Genomic DNA, 11,934 nt, shown 5'->3' with positions numbered 1-11,934 from the left:
TAAATGGTCATACGACTAGGAAGTAATAATTCCTGCAGCATGTATCAACCCCTTTATATAGCCGATACCAAAAAGGTTGCCTTTCATTTCATAGCCCACATTTTGATTGTCTTCACCCGCCATGGTCGGTACGTGGTCAGATCGTAATGGGCCATCAAAACCGACTTCTTTATAAGCCTGCATCATCTTGAACATATCGGTAGGGCCGTTGTCGTGAAAGGTTTCGCGGAAATCTTCGGGATTGCCAACGACATCCCTAATGTGTACAAAGAATATCTTGCCGTTCTTACCGTGCTTTTTGAGCATCGCCATTACATCTTCATTCATAGTAGTAAAAGTTCCTTGACAGAAAGTCAAACCGTGTGAGGGACTATCTGAAAACGAAAGTGCCTTGTCCATTGCTTCGGCCGTGGTAAATATTCGGGCGATACCATGAACGGGACTTATTGGTGGATCATCAGGGTGCAACGCCATTTTAACATTGTTCGCCTCTGCTACGGGCATTACCTGTTCGATGAACCACTGGTAATTCTCCCAAATCTGCTCTTCAGAAAAATTGCCCCATTCCGAAAAGGGTTCTTTTTTAGCCGTTTCATAGTTAAACCCACTGACAATCGCCCCCCCCCTTTCAGGAATCGCGTGATGCGTTCGGTACCAGCCCGTGGCCATAAAATTGTAACAGAGCAAAGAAACCCTAAGGCGACCCATGTTTTCAAGCATCCTTTGATACCTCTCGATATCTTCTTCCTTTCCTTCCAAGCCCAACTTGATGCGGTGCATGTCGAACTGGTCGCCCTCCAGTCCATAGAGCTGGAATCCGTTTTCCTCAAATATTTCCTTTGAACGGGCAAAGGAATCGTAATCGTCAATCGAAGGGTTTCCAGTAAGTTCAGGGGCCAACTTGGCAATGGCATAGTCAATACCCATTTGGCGACAGAGCTGCCATTTTTCGTCAGGTGTATTGCCAAAAAACAAGAAAGAGAGTTTCATAATAAACGTCGAATTATTTAAAAGTATCCCCCTTTATCAGAGATTTCCTTTGCTGATTGACCTTCCTTTACCCAACCGAAAATCTTCTTTTCGTTTTCCCGTATCTCTTCTGCTCGTAATAGCACTTCATAAGCAATGTCCCTTGGTACTGCAAGTACACCATCAACATCGCCCAAAATGATATCGCCTGGCTTAATAAAACACTTATCTATCTGAATTGGCACCTGGTAATCAGTAATCAGACATCGGCCCAAACTACCATTTGAAGAACGGTATTTATAGAATACAGGAAATTCGGCCTCCAAAATTTGATGGGTATCTCTAATCCCACCATCAACACAAGCGGCTTTTACTCCTTTTCCTTTAGCAGTTGCTGTCATTACTCCTCCCCAAGACGTAGATTCCTCGTCGCCACTGGTATCGTAAACCACAAATGCATTTTCATGCATCTCGTCCAGCATTTTGGTACGAAATTCCATTTCGCCGGTTACCCTTGTACTAGAAGAGCTCTTAACCGTAAATGCAAAACCCGCAACAGTTTGATAGTTTTTCAAGGCTCGTATTCGAATCGGCAGGGCTTGGTTCATTAAGGTAAACTCTCTAAGCACATCACTTATGGCTCCTGTATATATTTTCTCATAACGGCTTAAAAGTTCCTTGTCAGAAATAGGAAATTTTTTGGTTGATACGCCTTCCCGAACCTCAATCAACTTTTCGAGGTTCATCATTCCGACCTCTTTTTTATAATCTTCTACACTCATCTTTCTTAAATTTATTTTTTCTTAGATTTTAATTTAATCAGACTTTTTTCTGCAATCAAAATAGGGGAGTCATAAATTGGAATGTTAATAAACTTATAATGCGTTCCTTTTTTACTCCAGTCATTTTTCGGAATGTCAAATATTTCTCCGGTACGCATATCTACATAGACCGGTTCAGAAAAATTTCCATTCGTAAATTCAAAATCAATTGTGGTCTTGTTGGTTGAGTTGTTTGGCGTGTCACCATTTTCCCAAATTGTCACAACTTGATAATCTGAACTGTCCGCTCGATATCCATACACGGAAAGAGAACTCGAGGCATCAGTTACATATGGATAATTGGTAATACGCTTTAGAGAGTAGTCGAAAATAGATGTCAAATTTTGATAGGCAAAATATGATGGCTTTAGATAATCGACTGTATTATCTTTTTTCGCTTTAATAAGACCCTTTGTATTTACAGTATAAATTGGATCTTTCAGAACGGTAATCTTTCCATTTACTTTTTCCAAAACTCGTACATAATTCATGTCGATTATTGAAAAATATAATGAAGGTATATCACGCCCAAGATCACCTAACAACTTTCTTAACATCCATTTTGATTGGGAAACTTCCGTCCATGGATAATTTTTCAGGGCATAGTGTTTTTGGTTTTCGGAAGGGCAGCCCAATTCCCCCTGGCCTATAATTATATGATCGGAATACGATTTCGTTAAGCTCTGGATTTTTTCATATTTTGTATATATCTCTTCAGGACGATAGGTGTAACCATGAAGCGTAATCACATCGACCAAATCTAGCTTATCATGCTTTTTTAGGTAGGCTAGAAAAGGTTCTACATATTCAACATTGATTCCTGCCAACGATAACGCATAAATAGTAGCTTCGGGAATTTCAGAACGAATAATTTCAGCTGTGCGCACAAAAATTTTGGAATAAGCATCAGGAGTATTCTCGGAATTAAGATCACTCTCGTTCCAGATTTCCCAAATTTTCACCCTGCCCTTGTAACGTTTTACCAGTTCCATAACCCACTGGTCCCAAGCGGCCAAAGCTTCCTCTGAGACAGGAAAACCGCCAGAAAGATTTGGCATTCCACCTCCTTCATAAATGGGGTTTCCATAAGACGTTTGCAGCCAGGGTTCCACGCCTTGCGCTATTACTTCGTCAATAATTCTGTCAAGCCACTCAAAATCATATTCACCCTTTTTTGGCTCACATTTAGCCCATCCTGCTTGTAACCTGATTTTTTTGGCTCCCGTTGCACCTAAATATTGCTTCCATTGGTCAAAATCTGTGAAATCTCGATCCATCGTTTCACCTCCAATAGACCAATTTGAAGCAGCAATTTCGTGTGAGCTTCGAGACTGTACCGCTCCAATCGAAGAATAGGTAATATCTTGGTTCTTCTGAGCATAAGAAAAAGTAGATATTATTAGGGCGGCAAATAGATAAGTAATCTTAAGATTAATTTTCATAGTATATGGTTTTAAATAATTTTTATACTCCTGGGCTGGACAAAAACCCTCCGTCTACCGGAATGGTAATACCTGTCACAAACCCAGCATTTTTTTCGTCAATCAACCAATTCATACAGCCAATGAGTTCGGGGGCTTCACCAAAACGTTTCATAGGTGTTTGCCTCAATATGTTTTGTGCGCGTTCCGTCTGCGAGCCGTCTGCATTGAACATTATCTTACGGCTACGGTCATTCAGAAAGAAGCCTGGTGCGATTGCATTTACACGAATATTTGCAGGTGCCAAGTAGGCAGCCAACCATTGAGTAAAACTTTCGATCCCGTTTTTAGCCATTGCATAAGCCGCTACCCTCGTAATTGGCCGATAGCTGGTCATAGATGCAAAATTGATGATGTTGCCTTGCTTGTTTTTCGCCATACTCTTCCCGAATACAAAACAGGGAATAACCGTCCCCATCGTGTTGATGTCGATAACACTTTGAAAAACCTCCATATTAAGATTGAAAAATCCTTTTACCGCATCATCATTGTTTAGCTCACGTTCGTCAAATTCAGGTATATTGGGAAGCGCATCGTTTTGATTTCCTCCCGCACCATTGATGAGCAGTGTACAAATGCCTAATTCACTTTCTATTATATCCTTGGCTCCTCTCATAGCGGCCTCATCTGCTACATCTGCACATACAGAAATAGCAATACCGCCATTGGCTCTAATTTTGTGCTCCACGATTTTCAATTTCTCTTCGGTTCTACCCAACAGAGCGACCTTATATCCTTGCTTAGCCAAGTCTATTGCCATTGCCGAGCAAAGTGTACCACCCGCTCCTGTTACTACTGCAATCTTATTTTCCATATATTATTGGTTAATGTTTAGTATCCATTTTTTTGCATTCCGATAACAGACATCCTCTATCAATTCTTTTAAGATGGACATATCATTTGGAAGAAGCCCTTGCTTGACCCAAGTTGAAATCAAATCACAAAAAACCCTTCTAAAGAATTCGTGTCTAGACATAGACACAAAACTGCGGGAGTCAGTAGTCATGCCAATTGAATTGTGCAAAAGCCCATGACTCGCCAAGGCCTTTAACTGGTTTATAATACCCTCGTAATGGTCATTATACCACCATGCCGGCCCGAATTGAATTTTTCCGGAAACACCATCTTCAGGAAAAGACCCTGTTAAAGAAGCAAAAGCCGCATTATCGACAGGATTCAGGTTATACAGAATAATCTTAGGTAATTGACCATTTTTATCCATGGTATCAAGCACTTCGACCAGTGTCGAAATATTAGTGACACTTCCGATGGATGCATAGCCACCAGCCCCGCCCACCAACTTCTTCAATCGTGAGCTGGTCTTCCGTTGAGCTCCGATATGTAACTGCAAAATCCAATTTTTTTGAGCGCAGGCCCTCCCAACCATTACTAAAAGATAGGATTGTAAAGAAACCATATCCTCATCGCTCAATTGTTCACCTGACAAAAACTGCTTGAAAATCGTCTCAACCTTTGATTTATCAATATAATGGAACTCAAAACCAGAATCCAATGCTTGATCTGCCAGTTTACAGCCAGCATCCGAAAAGAGATCAAATCTTTTCAGTACAGCGGCTTCATAACTATCCAAATCCTTAATTTTAATTTGGGTAAGGTTCTCCAAAACTTTGTGCCAAATCTGGAACTCTTCCGGTTTATTTACGATACTATCCGTGCGTAACGAAGGCAAGATGACAATTCCCTTTTCGGAGGCCTTTTTATGTATAGACACGTCGTCAAGCAAATCATCGGACGTGCAAAGTACTTCAACATTGAATTTTTTTAGTAGCGAAACAGTGGCAAGCTTGCCAGAATCAATCTGTTTTTGGCATTCGTTCCAAATATCCTTAGCCGAACTTTCATTCAGTGTCGAATCGATATCGAAAACCCTTTTTAGTTCGAGATAGCTCCATTGATAAAGTGGATTTCCTAATGTTCTTGGAAGGGTTTTTACCCAATTTAAATATTTATCATAATCCGTTGCATTCCCTGTAATTCCGTCTTCGGGAATACCGTTGATTCGCATCGCCCGATGTTTGTATTGATCGGACATTACCCATAATTTGGATAAGTTTTCCGGCTGGGCGTTACTGGCTATCATCGCCGGATTCAAGTGATTATGAAAATCGATAATTGGTAGTTGCTGGGCAAAATCGTAATATAACGACCTTGAAAGTTCATCCGACAACAAAAAATCTTTGTGAATATATGGGGTTGTCATTTTCATTTTGTTGATTTATTTGAAAATTTAAAGGTTCCCGTTGTAAACCATTTTAAGAGTATGGCCAATATGATACAGGCCCCGCCGATAGCCAAGGCTATTTTTCCACTCTCCAACCCGATGGAGGGTAGGCTTACGGCACAAAACAATAATCCAGATGCGCCAATGGCGATTGAAAAAAGATTGGCCAAAGCAAAACGAAATTTTGGATCCGGCTCGCCTATTTCATTAGGGGTCAAAGGGGTTCGTATTTTCTCAAAAAAATTATTGACCCTTTTTTTGTAATTTTCTTTGGAACTCAGTAGAAATCCCGATAGGAAGAATATAGCAATACAACTTACAATCTGTATCAAGGTCGCTATTTCCCACGTGAAATCACTTGACAAGGTCAAAATCAACCCCGTACAAATACCAATCAGTACTGTAAAAAAGGCCCCAACAGAATTGGTTTTCTTGAACATTAGTCCTAGTACAAGAGGAATAGCCAACGGAATGGCGAAAAGTCCAGTCAAAATCTTGTTGGCTTCAAAAGCTCCCCCCAGTTTTCCCACGAATAACGAGCCTGCAACAACAATGGCTCCCACCAATACAATATTTAATCGCGCCGCAAAAATCAGTTGTTTTTCACTCGCTTTAGGATTAATTAGACGTTTGTAAATGTCATTGGTCAATACCGCGGACATTACGTTGAATTCTGAATTCAAAGAAGACATAGTGGCCGAGAACATGGCGGCAATCATCAAGCCCAACAAACCTGCAGGAAGCAAATGCACCGCCACAGCTACATAAGCTTGCTCTGGATCTTCCAGGCCAGGCAGAATATCGGCTGCCGCAATCGCTGGAAGCAAAAATATTATGGGAAATATCAACAGTAGTGCTGCCGAAAAAAAACCTAGTTTTCTGGTAGCTTTTTCGTCCTTTACGCTGTAAAATCGCTGAATAAAGACCCAATTTCCATTATACTTAAAAAGAATCATTATGAAATAGACCATCAGCCACAACGGTTGGCCTTTAGGGCCGGAGAAAAACTCAAAATGGTTAGGGAGCTTATCCATCAAGGTGCCAAGTCCTCCTGCCGCTTCCAAAGAAAGAGGGACCAATAATACCGAAACAAAAATTAAAATAACAAATTGTAGCGTATCCATGACAACTACGGCCCAAACCCCACCCACTATGGTAAAAAGTGTGGTTATTGCTCCAGAAAAAATGATGGCCTGCACAAACGTCAAATCCGTGGCGGTAACTAAAAAAATACCCATAGCATACTGCCGTACCATGTTATCTAGAAAGCGCATGCCCAAGCCTGTCCATCCAAATAATTGACGAATATTGGCATTAAATCGTGTTTCGAGATATTCAACCGGAGTTATGATTCGAGACCGAACCCAAAGTTTTCCTATAATTAATGCTGCAAACACAAAGGGTATAACAGCACTCCATAATACAGTCACTCCGATAAGGCCATCCTTATAAGCAATACCTGCGTAAGCAATAAAAACAAAGGTGCTGAGTGACCCCATAAAATTACTGATACCAGAAATGCCCCAAGGAATGGTATTTCCTCCTTTGAAGTACCCTTTTATATCCTTTACGAACCATCCGAAAAACAGGCCGACCCCAGCCATCAAAAGTAGATAGATGCCGATGGATATATAATCTAATGTAGCGAGTTTGCTCAAAATTTAAATGTTTGTTGAATTCAACGCTTTCGCCGAATCATTTTCTTGTTTAAAAAATTTTATCATGCGCAGGATAAATGTTATATCACTATCAAAAATTACGCTCCTGAAGATACTTTTCCAAATCTCTTTTTGTCATGGGTAGTTTACCCTGATAATCGTTAACCCAAGTCCTAAAATCTTTTTTTATCTCATCGGACCATACGCTATCTATTTCCCCAGCAGAATATTTTTTCTCCTTAATTCGTTCTTGACCAAAAAGGTCGAAAAGGTCTGTAACCTCACCTTTTAAAACAATTTTCTCCACAAGATGTGCTGGAATGAAAACAACGCCATCCTTTTTGGCAAGTACTGCATCTCCCGGTAACACTGTTGCTTTCCCTATCCTAATGGGTGCATTAATGGTGGTTAAGAGCGTTTTTCTCATATAGGAAGGATCCGAACCTTTCACCCACCCATTAAAACCTTCGATTGCCCTCAAGCCTTCCATATCACGCACATTTCCAAAGACTATAATTCCTCTTTTCGATTTCGCATACACTCCGTTACCCAAATTGGAACCTATAACTGTCCCATAAGAGGGTTTTCCATAACCATCTGCCACGTAAATATCTCCTTCAACAAGCGTGCTGATTGCCCAAGATACTGTTCGCCGTTGCTGCCAATTTCTACCCTCGATTCTGCCTTGATTTATAACTTGATTCTCTAAATCGATTCGCGCTGGCATAAATTGTGCAGTGACGGCACGACCTGTCATCGTGGTCTCCTCATTCTCATCAATCAGTTGCCAATCTCCCTCAAATTGATTGTGATACCCTAAATCGATAAGTTCGGCCCATGCTTCTTCCAAAGTGATGTTCTTGAGACGCTCCAATAATCCGCTAGCTATCTTCGGCCTACCATCATCAAACCGTTCTCCGTTCCATTCAGCGGTTAAAGCTTTAATATATTCTGGCGTAGAACCTATCTCTTGGGCTGTTGTTGGTAACCCTGATAGTATAAGCACTATTAAAAGAATTAAACTACTTTTCATTTTGCATGTGTTTATTGACGTGTTCAAAATGTGATGTTTTTAACTTGTTTTTTTATATAGTTTTGCCAATTGACAGCGTTATCGAAATGTTGTGTCTTCTCCCACCCCGCTCCGGCATAATAAGTGAAGGACTTATTGGTTTGAACCCGGACCAAGACAAACTCGTTTCCTGAGTAGCTTACGAAATCTTTGACTTGGTCTGGATTCACGATTATTGCTGTCCCTAAATTTCCGTTTATAGGGTCTATTGCTTCCCATACACTTAATACACCATTCTTTTTGTCAGGGTGTACTTTTTGTTTACCAAAAGTAGTCAGCCCAATAGCCAAGGTTATTTCAGTATCTTTTTCACTTTCTATCGTACTTGTAACCTTGAATAAATTGGTCCCCATTACCATCTCAATTATCTTCTGTTCTTTCAGTTCAATGCCAGGTGTATCCCAGGTATTGTAATTAAGTTCAAAGACTAATTTGTCATTCTGGTTTCTAACAATTTTATATGTATCAAATGTTTTTGGGGGATGAGGCTTTCCGTTAACCCAAAGTGCAATTCCCCCGCAGCCCATTTGTTTGCCTGCACTATAAAAGTCCGAACCTTCTCCTCTATCAACATGGTAATCTTTACCTTCATTGTTTAATCGATACCATTTATCGAGAACTGGATAATCCACAGATTTAGCCCATACATCAATACCATTACCTACTTTGTCTCTTACAGTGGGTCCAAAAACACGGTAGGCAATTCGATCGTTTTCCCATGCGATATCCGATTCACGTGCAGTGCAAACATAAGTTCTTGGTGTCTCGGGAGAATCAGTAATGCAGTACAACCCTATATTTTTTAAGGGGGTAATACTTTTAACCCCCATTTTTGCCGCCTGGCTAAAGGCCAGTACAACTGGGCCAAAGGCATGTTCATCATTATAGACCCAAGGATGATTTATATAATCTTCCTTCGTGCCGTTTTTTGGACACAAACATCCCCCACAAGTATGACTTACAGAGCCATCGCTACCGATGTAAGAAGTATACCCACGTAACCCTAATGTGAAATTATCCATAAATGCCTGATTCAGTAAACCGGTTTCAAGCATGATGCCTAAGCCAAATAAAATCAGCCCGCTTCCCGAAGTCTCTACATATGAAGTTGAGTCGGTCATCTCTTGGTGCCAAAGACCTTCTTTATTTTGAAATTTTATAGCTGCAGAAAAAAACTGTTTGGCAAGTTCTTCAATTTCACCACGTCTTGGATGAGATTCAGGTAAGTCGCGAACTAAAGTAGCCAGTGCAAATGCTCCCCAACCGTTCCCCCGGCTCCAATTATCTTCTGAAATTTTTCCTACACCTTGAAAACCCCTTCCTTGATGTAGCAATCCAGTTTTCCTATCCTCAAGAATTCGGAATAATTCGGTTGTTTCATGTATAGCCGTTTCAATATACTCTTCATTTTTCAAATCTAAGCCTGTATATAATAAATACGGTGTTACTGCGAAGGCAACATCGATAAAGACCTGATCTTTACCCTTCTTTACCCATGGCGGCACTAAAATTCCTTCAGAGGACCTTTTTTGTTCATCAAACATCCGTTTGGCACCTTCGGACATTTGACTTCTTAAATCTTTTGTGTTTTTCTTCCAAACCATGTATGGAACACCCGAACCACCATATTGGTAAGAAATAAAGCTACCGTGACCCTTTATTTCACCGGTCTCGAACTTTCGAAAGAGATTGATTTCATAATTCAAGTCGGAAGAGTCTTTCTTCACCATTGCCAACTCGGCCATCCCATGCAACAGCAATGTGCCAGGATAATATCCCAAATCTATTTCGGAAATGCCCTTATTTAATACTGTTTGGGCCACCTTCAGCGTGCTAATATCTTGACTTGACTGCCCTAAGGAATTAGCTGTAGTAAAAAAAATAAATAGTATATAAATAAAACGAGTTAGGTTCATCTTATATAGTGTCTTGATTATATGAATGACATGCATTGAAAAACAAACCCCAGGATACGGACCCTGGGGTGCTCCAAATTAACTGAAACTACTCAATATTAATATCCAGGGTTCTGTTCAAGGTTCCCATTGATATTTGCTTCAATTTCTTTAGCTGGTATTGGCCATAATCCGTGATAATCGGCTATATCGTCTGTATTGAGATCATTGTAAAGACGTACCCTCTCGACCAATTTTCCAGTTCGGTGCAAAGTAATTCTCCGCATTTCTTCAAAACTTAATTCTCGAGCACGCTCATCCAATATATAATCAATATCAACTTCCCCAGCAGTTACTGGATTTGCATTCGACCGCTCCCTAACTGTATTGATGTCTGCAGCTGCATTCCCCAAATCATTTTTACCCAAATAGGCCTCTGCCCGTAGTAAATAAGTTTCCGAGAGCCTAAGGTAATATCGGTCTCTATATGTTGTTCCGCCTGAGGATTTTAATAATAACAGTTCTGGGTCATCATAAATATCATCGGGATGATTATTTGGGGTTGTAGCCTTTGTCAACCATGGATACCACCTCCAGCTTTGTCCCTCTCCCAAATATAGTGACCCAGGGTTATCTCTAGCACTCTGCCCGAACCAGGCAGATTCAGGATTGTCATAAAAAATATCTCTTACATAATTAGCCTCAGAATTTCTAAGGTCATTGTCAAAATCACTTTCCCATAACGTATTTTCGAAAAAGGCCGTTGGTTGTACAAAAGATACACCCCGCCCCCCAGCATTGGCGTCACCTCGCCATCCAAGAATGCCAATGTTACCATCTGGGTCGTTTAAAGTCCAGCTTGCAGGAACATGATATCGCTCTAAGTTATTAGTGTTCGAACTTGTTGTAGTAATATAACCGCCAGGCAAATCTACCTCCATCTGCGATACCCAAATTGCTTCAGTATTACCTGATGTTCGGTTTTGATTCTCCCGTCTGAAGAGATCCCAATATACATCACCTGATTCAGCAGAACGAGAACCAAAACGGTTTCTCATTAACGCCGTAGCCGGATCATTGATAACCACTGAAGCCGCCGTGATTGCTGCATCATAATTGCCTAGGGAAATATAGGTTTCGGCTAATATATGCTGTGCAACAAGGTTAGACAGCTTTCCGTCGACAACCTCAGAAACTCCTGGAAGGTTTGATGAGGCAAATGTTGCATCATCAACAATTTGTTGGAAAATATCATCTGCAGAAGCCCTTGTAAAATCTGTTTTTGGGGAAGATATTTCTTCTGTAATTAAAGGAACCCCTCCAAATAGATAAACTAAATGTCTATACGCAAGAGCTCGAAAAAGTCGAGCTTCAGCCTCTACCAAAGTACGTTCTTCAATTGCAATTTCGGAATCATTGAGCTTAGCAATTATAGTATTAACATTCGCTATAATCTTATACCATCTATCCCAGTGATATTCCGGAATACTAGAAGTAGGGTCCAAAGCGGCAATATAATTGCCAAATCTAGAAGCATCTTCGGAACCCCTCGAATTGAACATGATATCGGTACCCAAAAAGTGATTATAGTTGCTAAAACCGCCATCGAAATAGATTTCGCGGTATTTTGCATAAATGTCGGCCAAAGAACTTTCCAAATTTTCTATTGAAGCGAACGAGTTGCTAGGGTCGAAAAAATCGAGAGGTTCTTCACTTAAAAAGTCCTGTTCGTTACAAGAAAAGAATATAAGCAACAAACCTAAAATTGCGTAAAGTTTATTATTGTATATTTTCAT

General features: G+C 40.4%; 9 protein-coding genes. All 9 read right to left on the bottom strand.

The window, feature by feature from the left end; translation table 11 throughout:
* Positions 1–15 precede the first annotated feature (15 nt).
* On the bottom strand, positions 16–990 hold the full coding sequence (locus IWC72_RS06425) for a mannonate dehydratase (protein ID WP_194529215.1): 975 nt from the start codon (positions 988–990) through the stop codon (positions 16–18).
* Positions 991–1,007: 17 nt separating this feature from the next.
* The gene (locus IWC72_RS06420) at positions 1,008–1,751 is read right to left on the bottom strand and encodes an RraA family protein (protein WP_194529214.1); all 744 of its coding nucleotides are present in this window, start codon (positions 1,749–1,751) and stop codon (positions 1,008–1,010) included.
* An 11-nt stretch (positions 1,752–1,762) separates the two neighbouring features.
* Positions 1,763–3,232, bottom strand: a complete 1,470-nt coding sequence (locus IWC72_RS06415; RefSeq protein WP_194529213.1) for a beta-galactosidase — start codon at positions 3,230–3,232, stop codon at positions 1,763–1,765.
* Between the two features lie 22 nt (positions 3,233–3,254).
* Positions 3,255–4,085 (bottom strand): SDR family NAD(P)-dependent oxidoreductase, encoded by an 831-nt coding sequence (locus IWC72_RS06410; RefSeq protein WP_194529212.1) that lies wholly within the window; start codon positions 4,083–4,085, stop codon positions 3,255–3,257.
* A 3-nt stretch (positions 4,086–4,088) separates the two neighbouring features.
* Positions 4,089–5,492: a glucuronate isomerase gene (gene uxaC, locus IWC72_RS06405; RefSeq protein WP_226979509.1), complete on the bottom strand. Its 1,404-nt coding sequence runs from the start codon at positions 5,490–5,492 to the stop codon at positions 4,089–4,091.
* A gap of 2 nt (positions 5,493–5,494) precedes the next feature.
* Entirely contained in the window at positions 5,495–7,171 is a 1,677-nt protein-coding gene (locus IWC72_RS06400; protein ID WP_226979508.1) for a sodium:solute symporter family transporter, read from the bottom strand.
* Positions 7,172–7,262: 91 nt separating this feature from the next.
* A complete protein-coding gene (locus tag IWC72_RS06395; RefSeq protein WP_194529210.1) occupies positions 7,263–8,204 on the bottom strand; it encodes an RraA family protein in 942 nt (313 codons plus the stop codon).
* A gap of 23 nt (positions 8,205–8,227) precedes the next feature.
* Positions 8,228–10,066 (bottom strand): DUF4861 family protein, encoded by a 1,839-nt coding sequence (locus IWC72_RS06390; RefSeq protein ID WP_194529209.1) that lies wholly within the window; start codon positions 10,064–10,066, stop codon positions 8,228–8,230.
* Between the two features lie 191 nt (positions 10,067–10,257).
* On the bottom strand, positions 10,258–11,934 hold the full coding sequence (locus IWC72_RS06385; RefSeq protein ID WP_194529208.1) for a RagB/SusD family nutrient uptake outer membrane protein: 1,677 nt from the start codon (positions 11,932–11,934) through the stop codon (positions 10,258–10,260).

The sequence above is a fragment of the Zobellia roscoffensis genome (assembly GCF_015330165.1).
Classification (GTDB): domain Bacteria; phylum Bacteroidota; class Bacteroidia; order Flavobacteriales; family Flavobacteriaceae; genus Zobellia; species Zobellia roscoffensis.
The sequence above is the reverse complement of the archived record's forward strand: the minus strand, read 5'-3'. Positions and strand labels throughout refer to the sequence as shown.